Here is a 22,507-nt window from a genome sequence, read left to right on the forward strand (position 1 = left end):
GGCCCCCCGCGGCGGAAAGCCGAAGGCGAAAGCCAAGGACTGGACCGGCACGCTGAGGCGGGTGTGGGGGTATCTGGCGAAGCGCAAGGTCAAGCTGACGATCGTGCTCGTGCTCGTCGCGGTCAGCTCCGCGCTTGCCTTGCTCGGTCCGTACATGATCGGGAGCGCCGTCGACCTTTATCTCAAGGAAGGCAGCCAGACCGATGGATGGGGATTGTTCCTCGCCGGGCTCGGCATCGTCTACGCGCTCTCTTCGGTGACGTCCTGGACCCATAATGTGTGGATGATCACGATTGCCCAGGAGACGGTGTACCGGCTGCGCAGCGACCTGTTCGCCCACCTGCACCGGCTGCCCATTCCGTTCTACGGGAAGCGTCAGCAGGGCGAAATCATGAGCCGCCTGACGAACGATATCGAAAATGTCAGCTCCACCCTCAACAGCTCCGCGATCCAGATCTTCTCCAGCGTGCTGACGCTGGTCGGAACGGTGAGCGTCATGCTGTGGCTCAGTCCGCTGCTGACGCTGCTGACCTTCATCGTCGTGCCGCTGATGGTGGTCGGCATGCGATGGATTACGAAGCGGACCGGCCCGCTATTCAAGGCCCGCCAGCGCAATCTCGGCGAGCTGAACGGCTATATCGAGGAGACACTATCCGGCCAGCGCGTCATTACGGCCTTCTCCCGCGAGGAGCAGGTCAAGGATGCGTTCCGCGAGCTCAACGAGCGGATCCAGCTGTCGGGGTTCTGGGCACAGACGATCTCGGGCTTCATTCCCAAGGTCATGAACAGCCTGAACAACCTGAGCTTCGCGATCGTGGCGGGAATCGGCGGGATTCTGGCCGTGCGCGGCGCCATTACGGTCGGCACGATCATCGTGTTCGCCGAGTATGCGCGTCAGTTCACCCGTCCGCTCAACGACCTGGCGAACCAGTGGAATACGCTGCTGTCAGCGATCGCAGGCGCGGAGCGCGTTTTCGAGGTGCTCGACGAGGAGCCGGAGGAGCGGGAGTACAGCAAGGCCGAGCGGCTGGATCACGTCGAAGGGGCGGTGCGCTTCGAGCATGTATCCTTCGACTACGAGGAAGGCCGCGAGACGTTGACAGGCATCGACTTTGAGGCCCGCCCCGGCGAGATGATCGCCCTTGTAGGTCCTACGGGAGCGGGCAAAACGACGGTCATCAGCCTGCTCTCGCGCTTCTACGAGCCGACCTCCGGCCGGATTACGCTCGACGGCAAGGATTTGGCCGGCATCCGCCGGGACAGCCTGCGCTCCCGCATGGCTTTCGTGCTGCAGGACTCGTTCCTGTTCGAAGGAACGATACGGGAGAACATCCGGTACGGAAGGCTTGGCGCGACCGACGAGGAGGTGGAGGAGGCGGCCAAGCTGGCCAACGCCCATTCCTTCATCATGCGGCTTAAGGACGGCTACGGCAAAATGCTGAGCGCGGATGGCAGCGGCATCAGCAGCGGGCAGAAGCAGCTGCTCGCCATCGCGAGGGCGATTCTCGCGAACCCGTCCATGCTTGTTCTCGACGAGGCGACGAGCAGCATCGATACGGTGACCGAGATCAAAATTCAAGAAGGGCTGCAGCGGCTCATGAAGGGCCGGACAAGCTTCGTCATCGCTCACCGGCTTGGGACGATCCGCAGCGCGGACAAGATTCTGGTGCTCAAGGACGGACGGCTGGAGGAACAGGGCACTCATGAGGAGCTGCTGCGCCGCGGCGGCTTCTACAGCGAGCTGTACAGCTCCAGCAAGGGAATTCCGGGAGGCGCGCAGGAGGATCCTGTGGCTGCCTTGCAGCAGCGTTGACTAGCCATGAAACTCAAGGCTCAAATGACGCAAAATCACGCAGATCCAGAAGCTGAATTTGCCCCCCGTCGACCGAAGCGATGGAGCAGCGGATTTAACCAATCGACGTCTTCAGGGATAGGTTGAAACAAGACGGCTCCGCCAAAATGAGTGCCCTAACGGGTGCTCATTTTTAGTTTAAGACTATGCGTTGCGACCCTGCACCGGCTGAGGCTGTTTCCGAATGAAAGAGCAACATTGCAATCGTTACGCTCTGATATAACTTAACAGGCAAGCCAAATAAGGAGATGAAAGCATGAGCAGGTTGAGAGGAAAGATCGCTTTGGTAACCGGCGCAAGCAGGGGAATCGGCCGCGGCATCGCGTTGCGTCTGGCGCAGGAGGGCGCAATCATTGCCGTGCATTACGGCAGGAGGCGCAATGAAGCGGAGGAAGTCGTGGATAAGATCGTACAAAATGCAGGCGAAGCATTTACGATCGGCGCCGACTTAAGCACCCTTGACGGCATTCACGGCTTATTTGCGAAATCGGATGAGGCCCTGCGGAAACGTACGGGCGATAATCGGTTTGATATTCTTGTCAATAATGCGGGTATCGGCCAGATGGTATCCCTAGACGAAACGACGGAGCAATCGTTTGATGAAGTCATGAACATCAATGTCAAAGCTCCGCTGTTTGTGACTCAGCAAGCATTGCTGCGCCTGAAAGACGGAGGACGCATCATCAATCTCTCTTCATTTGTTACACGCGCAGCCTCTCCCAGTGTTTTCACCTACAGCGTATCCAAGGGCGCAGTCGACACGCTTACCCGCGTCTTGGCCAAGCAGCTGGGGCATCGCAATATTACGGTGAACGCTATCCAGCAGGGCATTATAAATACGGAAATGAATGCGGGCACTTTGCAGGATCCCCTCGGACAGAAATCCGCCGCTGGCCTCTCCACCTTCAACAGATGGGGGGAGCCGGAGGATGTGGCGGATATCGCCGCCTTTCTCGCCTCATCGGACAGCCGTTGGGTAACCGGTCAATGGATCGATGCAAGCGGCGGATCTCATTTGTAAAGGATCCTCGACAACTAGCTTTTTCCTAAAGCCGTATGGGAATCAAGAAGCCCCCCTAGACAAAGGATACGAACCTTAAGTGTGAAGCCGATGACTGCGGCGAGGGGGTGTTTTCTTGCTTGGCTGAGAGCCGGAAAAGGGAATGATCGGCAGAAAGAAAAGAAAATGAGACGGAAATGAGACGAGAAAGAGGGAATCCAGCCTTTAGAATGGAAAAATAGAAAAATATAGGAACCTTTGCGGCAAACCGGTCGTTGGATGGGTAAGAAGAAAGAGGAGGCGAGCAGCGATGCGTGAATACAGACTATTGGACGATAGTATTCTGATGACCGACGGCCGAAGCCTATGGCTGAAGAGGCTGGGCAGGAAGCCGGAGCCGGTGACGGCGGAGGACATCATGCCGGATCTGCTTGAGCTGCTTGAAGCGCAAAGGGTCACCAAGGTGGCCAAGCTGCAGATGGAGCTGGCTCACGCCCTGGACGAATCGATGAAGCTCGGAGCTGAAGAGGAAGCGAAGACGGTTCTGGAAGCATACCGGCCGGTGCTGGAGGAACGGGATTCGATTCAATCCATTTAGTCAAACGCAGAAAAGACGACCCGGGAAAAGAGAACGTCCCGGACCGTCTTTTTTATTTATGCGGAGAAGAGAAAGCTTGATCATTTTTCGTTTGAAATTCCTGCAGCTGCTTTTTTCCAAGCAGCGGTCCATGCTTCGCTTAGGCAGTCGGCTCGGCTTGCTGGCCCTGCTCAGCCATGGCGGCCATATCCATATGGAATACTTCCCATAGATGGCCGTCGACATCCTCGAAGCTTCGGGTATACATGAAGCCGTGATCGGAGGCATCGACCGTCGCTTTGGCGCCGGCTTTCAGGGCGGTCTCGTAGATCTCGTCCACCTTGGCCCGGCTGTCCGCCGTAATGGAGATGATCGCCTCTGCGGTGCGGGAAGCATCCGCGATCTCTTTGTTGACGAACTTGGCGAAGAAGGGCTCCGTCAGCAGCATGACGAAAATCTGCTCGCTTACGATCATGCAGGCGGCGTCGCTGTTTGTCATGTCCAGGTTGAAGGCGAAGCCGACTTCACGGAAGAATGCCATTGACTTGTCCAGGTCCTTTACGGGAAGATTGACAAAGATCATGCTTGATGCAAGAGACATCTTTGATCACCTCATCAGTGGATTTGACTGTAGTATATCTTCTTTGCCAGGGTGCTGTTTCTCATGGATTGCTATGATTCCGCAGGCGGCAATCCGTGGGGTCCGGCTGCGGGTGCGTTGCCCGGCCTTGCCGTTCCAAGCAGGATGCCGGCATGGCTGCGACGGCCGGCCTTTTTTTGCATTCGGCGTCATGAGGGCAGGCTCTTTGGCCGACATGGCAGATCCTATCCAATCCTACTAGAAAGCCGGGAGAGACCATGCTGCATCACTTGGAATTGTATGTATCCGATTTGGAGGCTTCGGCCGGATTTTGGGGCTGGCTGCTTGGAGAGCTGGGCTACGAGCCCTATCAGCGCTGGAAGCAGGGACGAAGCTGGAAAAAAGACAGGTTCTACCTCGTTCTGGTGCAGGTGGAGGAGAAGCACCGCGACCCGGCCTACCACAGGCGCAAGGTAGGAATGAACCATGTGGCCTTCCACGCCTCGTCCCGCGAACAGGTCGACTGCCTTGCGGCAGAACTGGCTTCCCGGGGGACGGTCATGCTCTATTCAGACCGCTATCCTTATGGCGGAGGAGAAGGGCATTACGCCTTGTTCTGCGAGGACCCGGACCGGATCAAGGTCGAGGTCGTGGCCCCGGACTGACGGAGGCGAGGCGAGCCGGCGTCTGATTTGGCACAACTGGATCTGGTTTGCGCTTCATGAAATTTGCGCTGGACGCCTGGACCGCTCGGGAGAGCGGTTTTTTTGCTGTCCGCAATAAAGGTGAAAATGGAGCCATGCAAACCGATGCTTATTCAAATGTTTACAGAAATTTATCTGAGTAACAATAAAATTTAGCTGACAAATGACTATCCGAAAACATTTTCCTGATATATTCTATTTCTGCCGGGAGATTAACAGGATATTCCGGCTCAACCGGAAAGGGGATAATGATGAGGACGAATTCGGTATGGAAGAGAAGATTGCTGCATGCGGCGCTTGCCGCCGCTGTGCTGGTGCCGACCCAGCTGACGGCTTGGGGCGGGGGCCAGGCGCATGCCGAGGGACCCGCGGATCCAGCGCCGTTCATCAAGGCCAAGGTCGTCAACGGCAATGCAGGGAAGAAGGTCTTGTTCGACAATACGCATGCCCAGACGGCCGGCGCGGCGGACTGGGTCATCGACGGAGGCTTCTCGGACTTCGGCAACGCGCTCGCGACAGCCGGCTTCGATGTCCAGGAGCTCCGCAAGTCCACCCCGATTACCCTGGCGGATTTAAGCCCTTATAACGTCTTTGTTACCGCCGAGGCCAACGTTCCGTTCAAAACGAGCGAGCAGGCGGCCATGGCCCAGTACGTCCAGAACGGCGGCAGCATCTTCTTCATCGGCGACCACTACAATGCCGACCGCAACAAGAACCGCTGGGACGGCAGCGAATCGTTCAACGGCTACCGCCGCGGAGCATGGGACAACCCTGCGAAGGGGATGAGCGCAGAGGAAGCCGCATCTCCGGCCATGCAGGGCGTTCAGAGCTCCGACTGGCTGGCGGACAACTTCGGCGTGCGCTTCCGCTACAACGCGCTCGGAGATATCAACGCGAACAATATCGTGGCGCCGGACCAGGCGTTCGGAATCACCCAAGGAGTATCCTCGGTAGCGATGCATGCCGGCTCCACGCTGGCGATCATTGACCCGGAGAAAGCCAAAGGCATCGTCTATCTGCCCAAAACGAGCGCCAAGTGGGGCAGCGCCGTCGACCAGGGCGTCTACAACGGCGGAGGCATCGAAGAAGGCCCATATGTGGCCGTCTCCAAAAAAGGCGCGGGCAAAGCCGCGTTCATCGGCGACTCTTCGCCGGTCGAGGATGCGACGCCGAAGTATCTGAGAGAGGATACCGGAGCGAAGAAAACGACCTACGACGGCTTCAAGGAAGTGGATGACGGCAAGCTGCTCGTCAACCTCGTGAACTGGCTTGCCGCTTCCGAAAGCTATACGAGCTTGTCCCAGGTATCCGGCCTGAAGCTGGACAGCCCGACGCCGCTGCTCGCCATCGAGAATCCGGCGACCTCCACGGAGCCGCAGGCCGAGCCATGGGCAGCTCCGAACGCCGGCTACAAATGGTATGATTCCACCACGTTCCGCGCAGGGTCCTACGGGGTGAAGAGCAGCCCGACGCCGACGCCGACGTCGACCGTATCCCCGACACCGACGCCGAGCACGACGCCTACGCCTACTCCGGCGCCCGGCACGGTCGGCTACGACTTCGTCTCGCAGGCGACGCTTCCAAACAACGGCAGCGAATTCCAGATCCGCGTGAACGCTAGCGGCCTGACGCCGAGCAGCACGCTAAGCGGTTATTCGCTGGGCATCTATCTGACGGCCAGCGGCACGCAGATCGCCCAGGTGCAGAACGATGACGGGACCTGGCCGAGCGCGTATGCATACAGCTCCGCGTTCAGCCTGACGACGGACAGCGCGGGCAGCGCCACCAAGGTGCTCAGCGTCCGCATCAAGTCCGGCTCCACAGGAGCGGCGAATCTGCGCTTGCGCCAGAACAGCACCAATCTCAAGACCGTCGCGGTCACGCTCGGGAATGTCCAGCCCGAGCCGCTGCCGACGCCGACTCCGGCGCCGACAGCGACGCCGGCTCCGACGAAGACGCCAACCCCGACCGCTACGCCGACTCCCAAGCCGGCCAAAGTAACGCTGTCGGACGCAAGGACGCTGCCATCCGGCAGCGTCGTTTCCGTTGAAGGCGTCATCGTCAGCGAGCCGGGCATATACGGCGGCGGAGAATCCTTCTACTTGCAGGATGGGACGGCAGGCATTTACGTGTTCCAGAGCGAGCCCGGCTTTCACGCCGGCGACGTCGTGGAGCTGACGGCGGAGACGGCCGTCTACAACAGCGAGCTGGAGCTGATCAACCCCGACTCCATCGTAAAGACAGGAACGCAGGAGCTGCCTTCGGCCGCCGCGGCCGACACCGTGACGGCAGCCAACCAGGGCACTCTGATCGCTGTCGGCGAAGCGACAATCGCCAATCTGGCGGCCGCCGCCCCTACGGGCTCGTTTGAATTCGATGCCGTGAAGGACGGAGCTTCCGTACGCGTGCGGGCTGATGTCCGGACCGGCCTGAGCCAGGACAGCTTCCCGTACCATGAGGGTGACCGCGTGCTGCTGCAGGGCATCTCCTCCGTGTTCAAGGGCAGCTACCAGCTGAAGCTGCGCGGGCCTCAGGATATCGCCCTGCCGGCCGATACGGCCGCGCCGGCGACGACGGCTTCGCTGTCCGCCGAGCCCAATGCCGCAGGCTGGCATCAGGGAGACGTGACGGTCGTTCTCGAAGCGGCGGACGACCGGCCCGGCAGCCTGAAGACGTTGTACAGCCTCAACGGAGGCGCTGAGACGACCTATTCGGCTCCAGTTCTTCTGTCGAGCGAAGGCACGAATACACTGCGTTATTATTCCATCGACGCCGCCGGCAACAGGGAAGCGGCTCAAGAGCTGGCCGTACACCTCGACAAGACCGTGCCGAGCGCCGTTCTGACGCAATCGGGAGGCCCTGTCGCCGATGCGGCCTTCACGGATACGCTGAAGTTCGAGCTGCAGGCTTCGGATGCCCTCTCCGGCATCGTCTCCTCCGAGCTGCTGCTGGACGGACAAGCGCTCGCCAGCGGGACGCCGCTGCTCGCTGCCGATCTGGGTCTTGGCGCGCATTCCGTACGTTATATCGTGAAGGACGCCGCCGGCAATACGGCGGAGCAGACGACCGCCTTCAACGTGACCGAGGGCGCCGCTTCCGCCAAGGGAGTACCCGGAACGCCCGTGCTCAGCGACAACAACGGGCATGTCAACGGGCTGCGCGACGGCAGCTACAAGGTGACGATGAACATGTGGTGGGGCAACAACGGCAGCATTTACAAGCTGTACGAGAACGGCAAGCTGATCCGGACTGTCGTGCTGACGGATGCATCCCCATCCGCCCAGACGGCGGCGACGGAAATTGCCGGCAAGTCCAACGGCACGTATGTCTATACGGCCGAGCTGATCAATGCCAAGGGAACGGCGCGCAGCGCTCCGCTGACCGTCCAGGTGACCGACGCGAATCCCGGCAAGCCGGTGCTCTCCCATGACAACTGGGACGGCGACGGAATCTACCGTGTGACCGCCAACATGTGGTGGGGAACGAACGCAGCCGAGTACCGCCTGTATGAGAACGGCACGCTGATCGATGCCCAGGCGCTGAAAGCGGCGACGCCGGCGGCCCAGTCGGCCTTCACGGACATTTCCGGACGTCCCAAAGGCACATATGTGTACCGGGCGGAGTTCGTCAACGCAGCGGGAGCCGCTTCCAGCGAGACGATTACCGTAACGGTCAACAGGTGAAGATGCCGCTTCGGCCGGCTTCTCATGCAACAGAATTTCTCCAGATCCCTCCGGGGATCTTTTTTTGTTCCGAGGCCAGCCGAGGGCGCTGCTTCCGCCCAGGAGCTCCGGGGACTCCGGTGCTCAGCGGCAACGGCGGGCATGCCACGCCGCGCAGTCCGGGCTAACCCGGCGCTGGGATTGGAGCGGAGCATGGCTGCGCGTATAATGAAGCAAACGGCCTACGGGGAGTTCTTCCGGAACGTGCAGCCGGCTGCGGCGATGGTTGTCGTGAAGGCGCTGATCGATCCGCGGCTTCTGATACAGATCGAGGCGGAAGCCACCGTAGGGGAATGAACGCGAGAACGACTGGACAGGGGAGGAAAACGCAATGAACCATGAAAAGCTGATCGAGCTTGGCCTCGGCTACCCGGGAGCCAGCGTGAAAACCCCTTTCGACCCTGATATGCAGGTGCTGTACGTGAAGGACAAGATGTTCGCCCTCTTCGGACGGCATGCCGAATGGGAGAGCGTGAACCTGAAGACCGATCCGGAAGAAGCCTGGCTGCAGCGGGAAAGCTACCCGGATGCGGTGCTTCCGGGATACCATATGAACAAGCGGCACTGGAACACGGTCGTGCTCAATGGAAAAGTTCCCGGCGATACCGTCCGGCAGATGCTGCAGGAAAGCTATCAGCTCGTGGTGGCCAAGCTCCCCAAGCGGGTGCGGGCGGAGCTCGCCGGAAGCATGAAGCGGGACATGCCGGGCGGCGGGCGGGAAAGCTGACTACCCGGCCTCATAGGAGCCTCGCTTATAGGAGCCTCGCAATCGATCCATAGAATCAATAGGCCGACACAAGCGGAAAAAGCCCGGGGGGATCCCGGGCTTTTTAAGGGAGAAAAAAGCTCCGCATGGATCAGCCTGCCTGAGAGGCCTCGGTCGTAATCATCCAGAGAACGCCGTATTTGTCCGTCACTTGACCGAAAAGAGTTCCCCAGAAAGCCGGTTCCAGCGGATGTCCGATCGTTCCGCCTTCCGCCAGATTGGCGAAGGCTTTGCGGGCCTCTTCCTCGTCGGCAAATTCAAGCGACAGATTGAGGTTGGTGCCGGGATGGACGGGGCGGAACGAGTCCGACAGGAAGATCGTCACGCCTGCGGCGACGAGCGCCAGATGAAGCACCTTGTCCTTGAGGCTTTCGTCCTTGGCGCCCGGCATCTCGCCGTAAGTCATGACGGACAGGATTTCGCCTCCAAGAGCCTCCGTATAGAATTCCGCTTGCGCTCTCGCGTCCTCCGAATGCAGGTAAGGGTACAGCTTGGCCATTCTGCTCATCCTCTCTCGTTTTCGCTCATGATTTTTTGCTCATGAATACAGTGTACCTGAACGGCTTCGTTCCGGCTTCTCACGGATTGCTATAGATAGGATTCCACTTTTTGTGTTCATCAACCTCCATGCACAAAATAACTAGGCAAATAATTGCGGGGCGGGATAAAATGGACTCAACTCCCATTTTGTTCTTGATAGCGCTGTCAAACTTGCCGGAGCGAAGGAGTGGAGCCATGGAGCCCTATACCCGGGTGCTCATCGAGCGGATGGGCATGCTGCTGATCGTCATGTTCATCATGACTCGGCTTCCGCTCTTCCGCATGCTGCTGGATCGAGCGGTAACGATCCGGACAGGCCTGCTGTTCACGCTGATGTTCGGACTTATCGGCATTGCCGGCACATACTCCGGCGTCGTCGCCGGCACGGACGGCATGCAGGCCGCTTTCTGGATCAGCCGGCTTGAGCCCGGCCAGCTGCTGGCCCACTCGGCTCTGATCGGGGTCGTGCTGGCCGGCCTGCTCGGCGGCGCCTACGTCGGCGCCGGAGCGGGGCTGATCGCCGGGCTGCATGCTGCGGCGCTCGGAGGGCTGGCTGGCGGCGCCTACCTGGTCTCCACGCCGCTGATCGGCCTCCTGGCGGGACTTGTCGCCCGTTTCTTCTACGAAGAGAGGATCATCGCTCCGATAAAAGCCTTTTTCATCGGCGTATTCGCACCCATTCTGCAGATGGGCGTCATCCTCATCTATACGACCTCCTCGCCCGAGGCGGTCGCTCTCGTCAACAGCATCGGCATGCCGATGGTGCTGTCGAGCAGCCTTGGCATCGCCCTCTTCGTCGCGATGATCCAGGTCGCGCTGAAGGAGCAGGAGCGGTCAGGCGCGCTGGAGACGCAGCGCGCGCTCGCCGTTGCGGGAACGGTGCTGCCTCATCTGGAGCAGGAGCTCACGGTGGAGAGGGCGTCTGCCGCTGCCCGCGTGCTTGCGCTGGCGCTGCCGGCCGATGCCGTCGCCGTGGCGGATACGGCTTCGATTCTTGCTTACACCGGTTCCGGCTCCCGCAGGTTCGAGCCGCTGCATCCGACCGGCTCGCCGTTATGCGTGCAGGCTGTCCGCACAGGGAGCACGGTCGTCGCCGAGCTGCGTCAGGAGGAGGACGAATCCGCCTTGCGGGCGCTGGCATCGAAGCGCGGGAGAGCGGTCATTCCGGGCTCCCTCCGCAAGGACGGGTTGAAGCGGCTCGCTGCCCGCGAGCCTGGCGCCGTCATCCTGATTCCTTATCAGCAGTCGGGGCGGACGGTCGGCATGCTGCAGCTGTATTACCGCAACCGCCGTCTCATCCGCAGGGTGGAGGAGGAGTTCGCCGCGGGACTCAGCCGGCTGATCTCAAGCCAGCTGACGCTGGCGCGGGCGGCAGAGCTGGAGGTGCTGACGAAGGAAGCGGAGCTGCGTGCTCTGCAGGCGCAGATCCATCCCCATTTCCTCTTCAACACGCTGAATTCGATCGTCACGCTCATCCGCACGCAGCCGGAAGCGGCCAAGGGGCTCACCTATCAGCTGGCCCAATTCATGAGAGCGAGCCTGCGGACCGCCCAATCGCCGCTGATTCCGCTGGAGCAGGAGCTCGAGCAGCTTGGAATCTACCTTAATATATTGCGGGTTCGCTTCGGGGACCAGATGAGGCTGGAATGCGACGTCTGTCCGGATGAGGCGGGAATCCAGATTCCGCCTTCGACGCTGCAGCCGCTCGTGGAGAACAGCATCCAGCACGGATTGCGCAGCGTCAGAAGCGGCGGAATCGTCAAGGTGACGCTTCGGCGGGAGCCGGGCTGCCTGTCCATTGCCGTGGAGGACAACGGCAGCGGCATCGACAGGACGGCGCTGTCCAAGCTCGGCGCGGCCCCTTTGCAGACCGCCGATCCGAGGGGCAACGGCCTCGGCGTCTACAACGTGAATCAGAGGCTGATACGGCTTTTCGGGGCCGAATCCGCCCTGGTCTATGAGAATTTGCCTGCGGGCGGATGCCGGGTGGCCTTCCGCTTGCCGCTGGAAAGGAGAATCGGATGAAGCTGACCGTGCTGATCGCCGAGGATGAGAGGCTGGCCCGCGAGGAGCTTGTATACATGCTTTCCAAGGAGCCTGATCTGGAGCTGCTGGAGCCGGCCTGCAGCGGCAAGGAAGCGATGGAGGCCGTCCTTGCCCGGCGCCCGGATGCCGTCTTCCTCGATGTGGAAATGCCGGAAATGACCGGCCTGCAAGCGGCTCGCGCCCTGATGGAGGCCGGCAATCCGCCGCTCTTCGTCTTCACGACGGCATACGACCACTATGCGGTCGATGCGTTCGGAGTCGAGGCGGTGGATTATTTGTTGAAGCCCTACGATGAGGAGAGGCTTCGGCAGGCGCTGCGGCGGCTGCGCGAGCGCAAGCAGAAGGGCATGACTGAGCAGCCGGCGGGAGGGGGAGAGGCCGGCGCATCCGCGGCGGAAGCGGGACATGCAGCCGTTCCCGCTGCGGATTCGGGAAGGAAGCCGGCCGCGGCTGCAACTGCTTTTCCTGCGGCTGGTGAGGACGCCAGGCATGGCGGAATGGGTCCGGCCGCCGGTTCCGCCGGGGCGGAGAGCGGGCAGGCCGGGGCAGGAACGCCAGCCGGGACTGCCGCATCCGCAGCGCCTATGCCGCTTCCGGCATCCTCTGGTCCTGCTGCCTCGCGGCGGATCCGTCTGCTGATCGAGGACGGGGGGAAGATGGTCGTGCTCGACGGCCGCTCCCTGCTGTTCGCCGTCAAGGAAGAGAAGCTGACCCGGATCCGGATGGCGGACGGGAACGAGTATACCGCTCGCCAGACGCTGCAGGAGCTGGAGGAGCGCCTCGGTGCCGGTTTTTTTCGGCCGCACCGGAGCTACCTCGTCAACCTGGACTATATCCGGGAAATCCAGCCCTGGTTCAACGGAGCCTACAACGCGGTGCTCAAGCATGCGGAGGAGATCCGCATCCCGGTATCCCGTTCCGCCGCCAAGGAAATGCTGCGGCTGCTGGAGGAAGGCGGATGATCGCAGCTCGGCATTGGGCCTGGAACGGCGGAAAAGCTCCATGCCGGCGCCGGCCGGCGAGAGCCGGAGTTGGGACTTCCAGCAAGGCCTGCGCTCTGCTTCCGCATCGGAAGCGGAGCTTTTTGTTCGATTCCATGGAGTTCGTCGTTCCGGGCTGCCCGAGCGGGATTGCGGCCGCTTATCCACTGACTTCGGCAACCGACCGTTCGCAACCGCATTTCATCCATTCAGGAGGCGGAATCAACATTTCGCGACACAAAGCTCCGGAGGCGGAGAGCTGGCGTGTATAGTAGGAATAAAGCGTTTTCATAAGAGGAGGATGCCAAGTGGCCAAAGCTCCGCTGACCTACAGCGACGTAGCCCGTTCGGATTCGTTTCGTGCCTTGTTGCGGAAGAAAAAGCAATTCCTGCTCCCGATGACCCTCTTTTTCCTCGCTTTCTACTTTACCCTGCCCATCCTGACCTCCTACTCCAAGGTGCTCAACGAGCCCGCGCTCGGACCGGTCTCCTGGGCATGGCTGCTCGGAACGGCGCAGTTCATCATGACCTGGACGCTTTGCACCGTCTACAGCCGCAAGGCGGCCAAGTTCGACGAGATGGTCGATGGCATCAAGGCCGAGGTCGCGAGCAGCGGCCAGGCCCATGAGAAAGGGCGGAAAACTTCATGAACACGGCGTTCCTGCTGTTCCTGCTCATTGTTCTCGGCACTCTGGTCATCACTTATTACGCTTCCAAAAAATCGAAGACCGCGAGCGAATTCTACACCGCCGGCGGCGGCTTGACCGGCTGGCAGAACGGACTGGCCATCGCCGGCGACTACATGTCGGCCGCTTCCTTCCTCGGCATCGCCGGCATGATCGCGCTGTTCGGCTTCGACGGCTTCTTCTACAGCATCGGCTTCCTCGTCGCCTATCTGGTCGTGCTCTATCTCGTCGCGGAGCCTTTGCGCAACCTGGGCCGTTATACGATGGCCGACATGATCGCCGCGCGCTTCAATCAGCCGCAAATTCGCGGCGTGGCGGCGCTGAACTCCATCGTCATCTCTATCTTCTACATGATCGCCCAGCTCGTAGGCGCCGGCGGCCTGATCGCCCTGCTGATTCCGAGCCTGGATTACACCACCTCGGTCCTGATCGTCGGCGTGCTGATGACCGTATACGTCGTCTTCGGCGGCATGACGGCGACGAGCTGGGTGCAGATTATCAAATGCGTCCTGCTCATGGCGGGAACGCTGATCATCTCCCTGATCGTATTCGCCAAGTTCGACTTCAACATCGGCCACATGTTCACGGAGATGAAGAGCGCAACAGGCCTGAAGGAGGCGTTCCTGAACCCCGGCAACAAGTTCAAGAACGGCCTCGACACGATCTCGCTCAATCTGGCGCTTGTGCTCGGCACAGCCGGCCTGCCGCATATCCTGATCCGCTTCTTCACGGTCAAGGACGCTCCGACCGCTCGCAAATCCGTCGTGACGGCGACATGGATCATCGGCATCTTCTACATCATGACGCTGTTCCTCGGCTTCGGCGCAGCCGCCTTCGTCGGCGAGGAGACGATCGTGAAGGCCAACGCCGCCGGCAACATGGCCGCTCCGCTGCTGGCCAAGGCGCTCGGCGGAGAGTTCCTGTTCGCCTTCATATCCGCCGTCGCCTTCGCTACGATCCTGGCGGTCGTGGCCGGACTGGTCCTGTCGGCCGCCTCGGCCTTCTCCCATGACTTCTACAATCATATCCTGCGCAAAGGCCAGGCCAAGGAAAAGGATCAGGTGCGCATGGCCAAGCTGGCTTCCGTCGGCGTCGCGGTCGTCTCCATCGTCCTGGCTCTCTTCGCCCAGAAGCTCAATGTCGCCTTCCTCGTCTCGCTGGCCTTCGCCGTCGCGGCAAGCGCGAATCTGCCGGTCATCCTGTTCACGGTATTCTGGAAGCGGTTCAATACAGCGGGAGCCATAACGGGCATGCTGACCGGCCTGATCTCGGCCCTGTTCCTCGTCATGATCAGCCCGAACGTCTGGAACCCCGTCGCAGGCAAAGCCATTCTCGTCGGTACACCGCTCATCGACCTGACGAACCCCGGCATCATCTCCATCCCGCTCGGCTTCATCGGCGCGTTCCTCGGAACGTTCCTCTCGTCCAAGACGAACGCAGCCAAGTACGACGAGGTGCTGGTCAAAGCCAATACGGGCATATCGGATCTTCCGACCTCATAGGCTTGGAACGCGAAGCAAGCCGCCTTCTCCATCAACGATGGAGAAGGCGGCTTTTTCATAGTCGCGGGCTGGATGTGATTGGAAGATGATCAGGCAGAGATCCATCCTCGCTTGAGAATGGCGGAATGGCGGAAGCTTAAGGCATCGGCGTAAACGAGCGGAGGAAGTTGGCCAGCCAGCTGCAAAAGAAGACGCCTGACAGCACGATCGATAAGCCGATTGAAGCCGCTTTGGGGATTCCGGGAATCTTTCCGAGCAGCTTGGCCGCGGCCGCCGTGCCTGCTGCCGTTCCCGTGAAGCAAAGGAGGAGCAGGAGTCCCATGAGCTTTCACCTCGATCCTTGATGAAGATTCTTTTTAGATAGGACGGTTTTCGGCTTCCGAAAATATCAAGCCAGCCCGAATTTCGCTCCGCACCTTCCCGCTTGAAGGCAGAGCCGTTCGGAGATGGAGAAGGTAATCAGAGCCTTTCCATGAACTCCAGCCGATTGCCGAAGGGATCGCTGCAATAGAAGCGTCCGATTCCTTCTTCGGCGCGCATCTCGTCCTCTTGGACGGAGATTCCGCTTTCCTCCAACCGAAGCCGCAAGGCATCCAGCCCGCTCACGCCGAAGGCGGGATGGGCTTTCGCGGCGGGAACGAAATCCTTTTGCACGCCGATATGGACCTGATGCGTTCCGCACTGAAACCAGACGCCGCCCCGGCTCTGCAGGGCAGCAGGCTTGGGCAGCTCGGGCCATCCCAGCACACCCCCGTAAAAGGCGCGTGCTTCGGCTTCTCTGCCGGCTGGAGCGGCAAGCTGCGCATGATCAATGCCGTGAAATGAGTACCCCATGAAAGGTTGGCCTCCTTAACAAAGGAATGGAATGAAAGAGAAAGCGGGAATCCAGCTTGAGTAGGGCGTTTTAGCTTCAAATAGTGAAACCATTTTTTATCATTCAAATTTAGTCTACCTCTATTTCATAAAAATTCCATCTCTCTGCGTATAATTCCAACTCCCGAATCCACTCTAAGAACAGATCGGAGCCGCAGCGTTGACCGGATCGACGGTCGGAGCTGCGGCTGCATTCCAGAGCATAGGGAGTGGACATGATGGCACAAAGAAAATGGCTGCGAAAAAGCTTGAAGCCGGCCTTCGTGCTGGCCGCTGCGGCCAGCTTGGCAGGAGGCTGCGGCACGGCAGGAGAGAGGCCTTACAATGATTTGAACATGCGCATGCAGAACATGCAGCAGCAGCTGGGCGCCGGGACGATCAAGGTAGGCAAGCAAAGCGTCTACCAAGTCCCGATGACGGAAGCGGACGGCAAGGTATGGATTCCGCTGGAGCATGCCGCACGCGCCGTCAACATGAAGGTGCATTCCATGCGCGACGGTTATGCGATCGGAGATACGGACGCGGCCTACAAGGTTCGGATGGGCGACGTCAATGCGGTATCCGGCAGCCGGACGGTCGATTTGCCGGATGCTCCGCGCTCGATCGGCGGCCAGCCCTGCATTTCATCGGATTCGCTGACGACGCTGCTCGAGACGCCGGTCCGCTGGAACGCCAAGACGAGGGAGCTGACCGTCGCTCCGCTTCAGGATTCTCCGAAGGCCAATACGCAAAGAGGCATCACCATGCAGATGACGGATCCGACCGGCCTCCGCAGCGGCGGCTCCCTGCTGCCGTTCTCCACGGGAAGCGCGCAGGAGCTGCTGAAGCTGGCCAAGCGTTTCCTCGGCACCCCGTATGATTTCGGCGCGGGCAGCTATGCCTCTACGAAGAAGTTCGATTGCTCTTCCTTCACCCAATACGTCTATGGCAAGTTCGGCGTCGAGCTGCCCCGCACATCGCGGGAGCAATCCCAAATGGGGCGGACCGTCAGCGAGTCCGAGCTTCAGCCCGGCGACTTGATGTTCTTTTACACGCCGGGGCGCTACGACAGCAACAAGGTGGTCGGACATGTCGGCATCTATGCAGGCAACGGGAAGATTGTCCAAACTTACGGGGATCCGGGCGTCGTCGTGGACGACTTCAACGACTATTGGAAAGGTCGGTTCCTGTTCGGCAAGCGCGTGTTGAGCAGCTAGACGTCAGGGCCGCTGAACAGGAGGGCCGCTGGAAGGCCGCTGGAACAGAGAAGGCCGCTGGAACAGGTAAGGCCGCTGGAACAGGTAAGGCAGCTGGAACAGGTAAGGCAGCTGGAACAGGGAAGGCCGCATGCGGTGATTTCGTGACACGGTCCGTGTCAGGCTCCGATTGCGGACGGGAAATAACGTCCGATGCCAACAGACAGCCGGCTATAAACAGGCTTTCCTGGCTTCATGCTCGGATGCGGAAGCACTGCGGATATCATGTGAAGCAGCGTCGACAGGGTTGAAGTATTAAACACAAGTACGGAACCGCGCCTTTTGTCGCTGCGGTTCCCTTTTTTTTGTTCGAACAAATTTGGTTTGATATCGGCCTCAAGCCTGTCTTGCTGTTTTTGATTTCAATGGGACTGAACGACATCGGCGTGGATTTTCCTTGTCGTCGATGGGCCTGGCAGGCGGCTGCTTCGGCAGTCCCGGCGGCTGAATAGGCCTTGCGGGTATTTGTCCTGTTGACGGCCTTCACTTCGCTCATGCTCTCATGCGGCTCGCAGCTTTCTTATTGGGGTTGAAACAAGCCCAAACGCCTATCTCAGCGGGTTTCTCTTTTTTGAGTCGGAAAAAGACTTGCGGTACCTTTTTCCCAGCTTCATGAGGCTCGGACTTAAGCGGATTATGGCTTCAAAAGGTTGCAAAAATGGCTATCGGACATACGATCCGCTATTTCGTCGAATCTCGGCCAATAGGCTTTCTACCGGACATACGATCCGTTATTCTCCCTTTAGCTACCGCTATCCAAATAAAAATTCGCAAATAACGGATCCTATGTCCGATAATGACCGAAAATCCGTCATTTCGTTGTAATAACGGAACCTATGTCCGATTGCCCGGATTGCCCAGCGCCTCCGCGTCCATCTAATCGGCCTTGAAAATTCATGCTCTAGTCTCGCCAGCCAAACCGACAATAACGAGCTGTTTCAAAGGACGGTTTCCCCTGCAGCCGGAGTGTATTTCCGCAATGAAATCCTTCGGGAATTGCCGTTCCCCTATTCCAAGTGCAGGCGGAAGCAGCCTATGTGTTTGGGGAGCAGAAGAGATTGAAGCGTCGTTCAAAATAAGTCCGCGGAAAGCGGTTGACAACGACTTCGAAATGATTTATCTTTAATTAAAGATAATTAAATTAAAGACATTTAAGGGGCGATGAACATGATGGAAGCGACGAGGGAACCAGATGATCAGGCGGCATCGCTCAAGCTGTTCGTCGTCCTGTCCAAGGCCTACCGGACGATCATGGATCTGGCGATCAAGGATATGAAGAAATACGGCTTGTCGCCATCCGAATTCACCGTGCTGGAAGTGTTGTACACGAAGGGGCGCGTGCCTCTGCAGCAGATCGGGGAGAAAATTCTCGTGACGAGCGGCAGCGTGACCTACAACATCGACAAGCTGGAGAAGAAGGAGCTGCTGAAGCGCATCCCATGCGAGGATGACCGAAGAGTGACGTTCGCCGAGCTGACCGAGCAGGGAAGGCGGCTGTTCGATTCCATTTTTCCTCAGCATGCCTCGCTGATCCACTCGTTGACGGCCGGACTCGATCCGGAGGAGAAGGAGCTGGCGGCATCTTTGCTGAAGAAGCTCGGACGCGGGGCGGAGAAGGGATAGAATCCCGCCCCCTTCGGAAAATCGCCTTTCACAGTGAATAAACAGCCTTCGCAGGTCAAATACTTTAACTTTAAGATAATCGGGAGGAACTTACGATGACACTCGCAACCAAGGGCATCCACCATATCACCGCTTTCGCTACCGATCCGCAAGGAATCGTAGACTTCTACGCCGGCGTGCTCGGCCTTCGCATGGTCAAGAAAACGATCAACTTCGACGCTCCTGAAGTGTACCACCTCTACTTCGGAGACGAGCATGGCAGCCCCGGCACGATCCTGACCTTCTTCCCTCATCCGGGCTCGCGCAAAGGCCGCGTCGGCGGCGGCCAGGTCGGCATCACGACTTTGGCGGTGCCTCCCGGCTCGATGGCGTTCTGGGAAGAGCGGCTGACCCGCTTCGGCGTCGAGACGGCGAAGGCCGTCCGCTTCGGAGAAGAGCTGCTGCAATTCGCGGACCGCGAAGGCATGCTGCTGGAAATCGTCGAGCGCGAGCAAGGAGCCGAGAACAGCTGGAGCTTTGGCGGCGTGCCGTCGGACAAAGCCGTAAAGGGCTTTGGCGGAGCGCTTCTGTACAGCACGAATTCGGCCGCGACGCGCCGGGCTCTGACCGACACGCTCGGCCTCAAGGCTGCCGGCGAGTCGGACGGCTTCGCCCGTTTCATCGGCGAAGGCGAGCTCGGCAACGTCGTCGACGTGCCGCTCGAGGATGTCGAATATGGCAGCGGCGGCGCGGGAACGGTGCATCATATCGCCTGGCGCGCGAAGGACTTCGCCGAGCACGAGCAGTGGAGAGCGGCTGCGGCGGCCGGAGGCTTCCAGCCGACGCCGGTCATCGACCGCCAGTATTTCAACGCGGTGTACTTCAGGGAAAGCGGCGGCATCCTGTTCGAGATCGCGACCGATCCGCCGGGATTCGCGGTGGACGAGGCGGAGGACCAGCTCGGCGCCAAGCTGATGCTGCCGGACTGGTACGAGCCTCACCGGGAGCAGATCGAAGCCGGCTTGCTGCCGATCACGGTTCGCAGCCTGGGGGAGGAATAATCATGAGCATGGTCCATTTCTATAAGGAAGGCCGCAGCCAAGACGCCCCGACGCTGGTATTGTTCCATGGAACAGGAGGCACGGAGCATGATCTGCTGCCGCTGGCGGAGCTGATCTCTCCGGAGTCGGCCGTGCTGTCGGTTCGCGGCAGCGTGCTGGAGAACGGGATGCCCCGCTTCTTCCGGCGGCTGGCGGAGGGCATCTTCGACGAGGAGGATCTTGTGCGCCGCACGGGCGAGCTGAGGGATTTCCTGGACGAGGCAGCCGCCAAGTACGGACTCGACCGATCCAATATGATTGCCGTGGGCTATTCCAACGGAGCGAACATCGCAGCCAGCCTGATCTTCCATGAGGCCGTTTCCTTCCGCGGAGCGGCGCTCCATCATCCGATGGTTCCGCGCCGAGGTTTGAAGCTGCCGGAGCTGAACGGGCTGCCGGTGTTCATCGGAGCCGGCACGAACGACCGGATCTGTCCGCCGCATGAAACGGAGGAGCTGAAGTCGCTGCTCGCGGAAGCCGGAGCCGACGTCGGCCTTCACTGGGAGAATTACGGCCACCAGCTGACGGGCACCGAGGTTGAAGCGGCGGCGGCATGGTTCGCCAAGCATTTCCGCCAAGGCTGAGCTGGAGCAGATCAATTATTCATGTGGCTGAATACTTTTCGGTGTTCGAACGGATGAGGATCGGTTTGGTTTCCATAGAAGGAGGTAACGACGATGGCTGCAGCATTGAAAGGCCTACATCATTTTTCCGCTTTTACCGCCAAGGCGTCGCTGAACTATGATTTTTATACTCGGGTGCTTGGCATGAGGCTGGTCAAGAAGACCGTCAATCAAGACGACACCAGCATGTACCATCTGTTCTACGGGGATGAAAAGGGAAATCCGGGAACGGAGCTGACGTTCTTCGAGATGCCGATGGCAGGCAGGAACCGTCCCGGCACAAGCAGCATCTCGTCCTTGTCGTTGCGGGTGCGCAGCGACGAGGCGCTGGAGTACTGGGCGAAGCGCCTCGATGAGCATGGCGTCGACCGCGACGAGGTGCGGGATCGCGCCGGCCGCGCCACGCTGGCATTCCGCGACCCGGAAGGGCAGCGGCTGGTGCTCGTCTCCGACGAGCACGGAGCCGGAGTCGCCGCAGGCACGCCATGGGAGCTGAGCCCTGTTCCGCAGGAATACGGCATTACCGGGCTCGGCCCGGTACAGCTCACGGTCGCCAACGCGCAGCCGACTGTCGCCGTGCTGACGGAGCTGATGGGCTTCCGCCGCAAAGGCTCTTTCCCTGCTTACGAGGAAGGCCAGCCAGACGTCATCGTGCTGGAGACGGGCGAGGGCGGCAGCGGGGCGGAGGTGCATGTGGAGGAGCGCTATGATCTGGAGCCCGAGCGGCTTGGCCGCGGCGGCGTCCACCATGTCGCTTTCCGCGTCGAGGACGAGGAGGAGCTGCGGGCCTGGGTGGGCCGCATCCAGAGCGCCGGCTTCCCGAACTCCGGCTTCGTGGACCGCTTCTACTTCCGCTCGCTCTACTTCCGGGAGCCGAACGGAATCCTGTTCGAGCTGGCGACGGACGGACCGGGCTTCGATACCGACGAGGAGCTGTCCGAGCTCGGCGAAACGCTGGCGCTGCCGCCGTTTCTCGAGGGGCGGCGGGAGCAGATCGAGGCGAATTTGAAGCCGATCGATACGAAGCGGTAATGTGCAAGGAAAAACAGATTAGGGTTCCCAAGAGCAGATTTCTGCCCGGGAACCCTTTTTGGCATTGTCCGGCGACGCGGGTTGTTCCTTTTCCCCGATTTTTGCCGATAAGCGGCGCAGACGAGCCGGCAGGCTCGCTTAAATCCGGTTAGTCCAATCCTCTTCTGCGAGCTCGGACACGATGCCTGCGGCTGCGACAGAGCCCATCGAGGCGGCGACAATAGCTTGATTCATCGGCGTGGCCGCGTCTCCGGCCCCGAATACGCCCGGGATGTTTGTTTTGCCCCGTGCGTCCACGTCCAGCACTCCCTGATCGTTGTTGATGCAGCCGAGCGCGACGGGCAGATCGGATCCCGGCGCGAGCTTGGAAGCGAAGAAGATTCCGCTGCACGGCACGGAGGTGCCGTCCTCCAGAAGGACATTCGTAACGATGCCATCGCTGGATTCAATTTGCCTAATAGGGGAAGCATACAAAGGAATTCCGCGCGCGGCCAGCTGCTCCCGCTGTTCATCGACCTGTTCATCCGGTCCATTCGTGCAGATGGCGATATGACGCGACCAGCCCGACACAAGCTTGGCGAAGTGGAGCGCGTGAGGGCCATTGACGATCAGCGCGAGCGGTTTGTCCCGCAGCTCCCAGCCGTCGCAAAAGGGGCAGACGAAAGCGCTGCGGCCGTACACATCTTCAAGCCCGGGAATATTCATAGGCAGATCCTTCTTGCCTGAGGCGAACAGCAGCTTTTTGCTCCGGTAGCTCTCGCCGCTAAGAGTCGTCAACCGGAAGTCGCCGTCGCTTCCCGCAATCTCAACCGCTTGATCGCGGATGAAGCGGACCGACGGGTAAGCTGCGATCTGCTCCCTTGCGACCCTTCTGAACTCCCCGGGACTGATGCCGTCGCGAGTCAAAAATCCGTGGGTTGCATGGGTGACCCGGTTGCGCGGGCGCTCCTCGTCGATCACGAGCACATTTCTGCGGGCTCTGCCCAGGACGAGAGCGGCGCTCATGCCTGCCGGCCCGCCTCCGATAATGATGCTGTCCAATCGTTCTGCCATGTTCATCCCAACCTTTCTGGATCTTTTATATCCA

General features: G+C 60.1%; 22 protein-coding genes. 16 read left to right on the forward strand and 6 right to left on the reverse strand.

Features of this window, described 5'->3' with window-relative positions:
• The 3 genes from VE23_RS20400 to VE23_RS20410 all read left to right on the forward strand — a co-directional run.
• A partial coding sequence (locus tag VE23_RS20400; RefSeq protein ID WP_157054093.1) for an ABC transporter ATP-binding protein occupies positions 1-1,813 on the forward strand: 1,813 nt, incomplete at its 5' end.
• A 295-nt stretch (positions 1,814-2,108) separates the two neighbouring features.
• Positions 2,109-2,873 (forward strand): SDR family oxidoreductase, encoded by a 765-nt coding sequence (locus VE23_RS20405; RefSeq protein ID WP_049868929.1) that lies wholly within the window; start codon positions 2,109-2,111, stop codon positions 2,871-2,873.
• A gap of 289 nt (positions 2,874-3,162) precedes the next feature.
• Positions 3,163-3,450, forward strand: a complete 288-nt coding sequence (locus tag VE23_RS20410; RefSeq protein WP_127509221.1) for a hypothetical protein — start codon at positions 3,163-3,165, stop codon at positions 3,448-3,450.
• A 139-nt stretch (positions 3,451-3,589) separates the two neighbouring features.
• Here VE23_RS20410 and VE23_RS20415 read toward each other — a convergent pair whose 3' ends face one another.
• Positions 3,590-4,030: a VOC family protein gene (locus VE23_RS20415; RefSeq protein WP_049868931.1), complete on the reverse strand. Its 441-nt coding sequence runs from the start codon at positions 4,028-4,030 to the stop codon at positions 3,590-3,592.
• A gap of 260 nt (positions 4,031-4,290) precedes the next feature.
• Between VE23_RS20415 and VE23_RS20420 the strand changes: the two genes are divergently transcribed.
• From VE23_RS20420 to VE23_RS20430, 4 genes are all read left to right on the forward strand, one after another.
• Positions 4,291-4,674 (forward strand): VOC family protein, encoded by a 384-nt coding sequence (locus tag VE23_RS20420; protein ID WP_232317079.1) that lies wholly within the window; start codon positions 4,291-4,293, stop codon positions 4,672-4,674.
• A gap of 290 nt (positions 4,675-4,964) precedes the next feature.
• On the forward strand, positions 4,965-8,396 hold the full coding sequence (locus tag VE23_RS20425) for an OmpL47-type beta-barrel domain-containing protein (protein WP_232317080.1): 3,432 nt from the start codon (positions 4,965-4,967) through the stop codon (positions 8,394-8,396).
• Between the two features lie 192 nt (positions 8,397-8,588).
• Positions 8,589-8,732: a hypothetical protein gene (locus VE23_RS26685; protein ID WP_232317004.1), complete on the forward strand. Its 144-nt coding sequence runs from the start codon at positions 8,589-8,591 to the stop codon at positions 8,730-8,732.
• A gap of 34 nt (positions 8,733-8,766) precedes the next feature.
• Positions 8,767-9,162 carry an MmcQ/YjbR family DNA-binding protein gene (locus VE23_RS20430; RefSeq protein ID WP_049868935.1) on the forward strand — a complete coding sequence of 132 codons (396 nt, stop codon included), beginning with the start codon at positions 8,767-8,769 and terminating at the stop codon, positions 9,160-9,162.
• A gap of 130 nt (positions 9,163-9,292) precedes the next feature.
• Here VE23_RS20430 and VE23_RS20435 read toward each other — a convergent pair whose 3' ends face one another.
• Complete coding sequence (locus VE23_RS20435; RefSeq protein WP_049868936.1) at positions 9,293-9,700, reverse strand: VOC family protein; 408 nt, start codon at positions 9,698-9,700, stop codon at positions 9,293-9,295.
• Positions 9,701-9,936: 236 nt separating this feature from the next.
• Between VE23_RS20435 and VE23_RS20440 the strand changes: the two genes are divergently transcribed.
• The 4 genes from VE23_RS20440 (at position 9,937) to VE23_RS20460 (ending at position 14,955) form a co-directional block, all read left to right on the forward strand.
• Positions 9,937-11,766, forward strand: coding sequence for a LytS/YhcK type 5TM receptor domain-containing protein (locus VE23_RS20440; protein WP_049868938.1), 1,830 nt, complete (start codon positions 9,937-9,939; stop codon positions 11,764-11,766).
• Positions 11,763-12,749 (forward strand): LytR/AlgR family response regulator transcription factor, encoded by a 987-nt coding sequence (locus VE23_RS20445; protein ID WP_049868939.1) that lies wholly within the window; start codon positions 11,763-11,765, stop codon positions 12,747-12,749. Before VE23_RS20440 ends, VE23_RS20445 begins: the two co-directional genes overlap by 4 nt.
• A gap of 326 nt (positions 12,750-13,075) precedes the next feature.
• Positions 13,076-13,417, forward strand: coding sequence for a DUF485 domain-containing protein (locus VE23_RS20455; protein WP_021881714.1), 342 nt, complete (start codon positions 13,076-13,078; stop codon positions 13,415-13,417).
• Complete coding sequence (locus tag VE23_RS20460) at positions 13,414-14,955, forward strand: solute symporter family protein (RefSeq protein WP_021881715.1); 1,542 nt, start codon at positions 13,414-13,416, stop codon at positions 14,953-14,955. Before VE23_RS20455 ends, VE23_RS20460 begins: the two co-directional genes overlap by 4 nt.
• A 136-nt stretch (positions 14,956-15,091) precedes the next feature.
• On the opposite strand, the gene VE23_RS20465 is transcribed toward VE23_RS20460, so the two are convergent.
• Together VE23_RS20465 and VE23_RS20470 are read right to left on the reverse strand one after the other, a co-directional pair.
• Positions 15,092-15,277 carry a hypothetical protein gene (locus VE23_RS20465; RefSeq protein ID WP_021881716.1) on the reverse strand — a complete coding sequence of 62 codons (186 nt, stop codon included), beginning with the start codon at positions 15,275-15,277 and terminating at the stop codon, positions 15,092-15,094.
• A 137-nt stretch (positions 15,278-15,414) separates the two neighbouring features.
• Positions 15,415-15,789, reverse strand: a complete 375-nt coding sequence (locus VE23_RS20470; protein WP_021881717.1) for a VOC family protein — start codon at positions 15,787-15,789, stop codon at positions 15,415-15,417.
• 254 nt (positions 15,790-16,043) lie between these two features.
• Between VE23_RS20470 and VE23_RS20475 the strand changes: the two genes are divergently transcribed.
• The gene (locus VE23_RS20475) at positions 16,044-17,024 is read left to right on the forward strand and encodes a C40 family peptidase (protein WP_083436388.1); all 981 of its coding nucleotides are present in this window, start codon (positions 16,044-16,046) and stop codon (positions 17,022-17,024) included.
• 3 nt (positions 17,025-17,027) lie between these two features.
• On the opposite strand, the gene VE23_RS26080 is transcribed toward VE23_RS20475, so the two are convergent.
• Complete coding sequence (locus VE23_RS26080; RefSeq protein ID WP_157054011.1) at positions 17,028-17,174, reverse strand: hypothetical protein; 147 nt, start codon at positions 17,172-17,174, stop codon at positions 17,028-17,030.
• A 1,059-nt stretch (positions 17,175-18,233) separates the two neighbouring features.
• Between VE23_RS26080 and VE23_RS20480 the strand changes: the two genes are divergently transcribed.
• From VE23_RS20480 to VE23_RS20495, 4 genes are all read left to right on the forward strand, one after another.
• Positions 18,234-18,686 carry a MarR family winged helix-turn-helix transcriptional regulator gene (locus VE23_RS20480; protein WP_174806384.1) on the forward strand — a complete coding sequence of 151 codons (453 nt, stop codon included), beginning with the start codon at positions 18,234-18,236 and terminating at the stop codon, positions 18,684-18,686.
• A gap of 95 nt (positions 18,687-18,781) precedes the next feature.
• The gene (locus tag VE23_RS20485) at positions 18,782-19,726 is read left to right on the forward strand and encodes a ring-cleaving dioxygenase (protein ID WP_021881722.1); all 945 of its coding nucleotides are present in this window, start codon (positions 18,782-18,784) and stop codon (positions 19,724-19,726) included.
• An 8-nt stretch (positions 19,727-19,734) separates the two neighbouring features.
• Positions 19,735-20,349 carry an alpha/beta hydrolase gene (locus tag VE23_RS20490; protein ID WP_198156234.1) on the forward strand — a complete coding sequence of 205 codons (615 nt, stop codon included), beginning with the start codon at positions 19,735-19,737 and terminating at the stop codon, positions 20,347-20,349.
• A 93-nt stretch (positions 20,350-20,442) separates the two neighbouring features.
• Positions 20,443-21,420 carry a ring-cleaving dioxygenase gene (locus tag VE23_RS20495; protein ID WP_021881720.1) on the forward strand — a complete coding sequence of 326 codons (978 nt, stop codon included), beginning with the start codon at positions 20,443-20,445 and terminating at the stop codon, positions 21,418-21,420.
• 138 nt (positions 21,421-21,558) lie between these two features.
• On the opposite strand, the gene VE23_RS20500 is transcribed toward VE23_RS20495, so the two are convergent.
• Positions 21,559-22,473 carry an NAD(P)/FAD-dependent oxidoreductase gene (locus VE23_RS20500; RefSeq protein WP_048746074.1) on the reverse strand — a complete coding sequence of 305 codons (915 nt, stop codon included), beginning with the start codon at positions 22,471-22,473 and terminating at the stop codon, positions 21,559-21,561.
• Positions 22,474-22,507: the final 34 nt, after the last annotated feature.

The sequence above is a fragment of the Paenibacillus sp. D9 genome, from assembly GCF_001188365.1.
Lineage (GTDB): Bacteria > Bacillota > Bacilli > Paenibacillales > Paenibacillaceae > Paenibacillus_O > Paenibacillus_O humicus.

Coding starts and splice junctions, on each gene's coding strand:
- VE23_RS20440 (WP_049868938.1), top strand. CDS start 9,937: ATGGAGCCCTATACCCGGGTGCTCATCGAGCGGATGGGCATGCTGCTG.
- VE23_RS20475 (WP_083436388.1), top strand. CDS start 16,044: ATGATGGCACAAAGAAAATGGCTGCGAAAAAGCTTGAAGCCGGCCTTC.
- VE23_RS20430 (WP_049868935.1), top strand. CDS start 8,767: ATGAACCATGAAAAGCTGATCGAGCTTGGCCTCGGCTACCCGGGAGCC.
- VE23_RS20410 (WP_127509221.1), top strand. CDS start 3,163: ATGCGTGAATACAGACTATTGGACGATAGTATTCTGATGACCGACGGC.
- VE23_RS20485 (WP_021881722.1), top strand. CDS start 18,782: ATGACACTCGCAACCAAGGGCATCCACCATATCACCGCTTTCGCTACC.
- VE23_RS20500 (WP_048746074.1), bottom strand. CDS start 22,473: ATGGCAGAACGATTGGACAGCATCATTATCGGAGGCGGGCCGGCAGGC.
- VE23_RS20490 (WP_198156234.1), top strand. CDS start 19,735: ATGGTCCATTTCTATAAGGAAGGCCGCAGCCAAGACGCCCCGACGCTG.
- VE23_RS20445 (WP_049868939.1), top strand. CDS start 11,763: ATGAAGCTGACCGTGCTGATCGCCGAGGATGAGAGGCTGGCCCGCGAG.
- VE23_RS20495 (WP_021881720.1), top strand. CDS start 20,443: ATGGCTGCAGCATTGAAAGGCCTACATCATTTTTCCGCTTTTACCGCC.
- VE23_RS20480 (WP_174806384.1), top strand. CDS start 18,234: ATGGAAGCGACGAGGGAACCAGATGATCAGGCGGCATCGCTCAAGCTG.
- VE23_RS20435 (WP_049868936.1), bottom strand. CDS start 9,700: ATGGCCAAGCTGTACCCTTACCTGCATTCGGAGGACGCGAGAGCGCAA.
- VE23_RS20460 (WP_021881715.1), top strand. CDS start 13,414: ATGAACACGGCGTTCCTGCTGTTCCTGCTCATTGTTCTCGGCACTCTG.
- VE23_RS20470 (WP_021881717.1), bottom strand. CDS start 15,789: ATGGGGTACTCATTTCACGGCATTGATCATGCGCAGCTTGCCGCTCCA.
- VE23_RS20405 (WP_049868929.1), top strand. CDS start 2,109: ATGAGCAGGTTGAGAGGAAAGATCGCTTTGGTAACCGGCGCAAGCAGG.
- VE23_RS20415 (WP_049868931.1), bottom strand. CDS start 4,030: ATGTCTCTTGCATCAAGCATGATCTTTGTCAATCTTCCCGTAAAGGAC.
- VE23_RS20425 (WP_232317080.1), top strand. CDS start 4,965: ATGAGGACGAATTCGGTATGGAAGAGAAGATTGCTGCATGCGGCGCTT.
- VE23_RS26685 (WP_232317004.1), top strand. CDS start 8,589: ATGGCTGCGCGTATAATGAAGCAAACGGCCTACGGGGAGTTCTTCCGG.
- VE23_RS20465 (WP_021881716.1), bottom strand. CDS start 15,277: ATGGGACTCCTGCTCCTCCTTTGCTTCACGGGAACGGCAGCAGGCACG.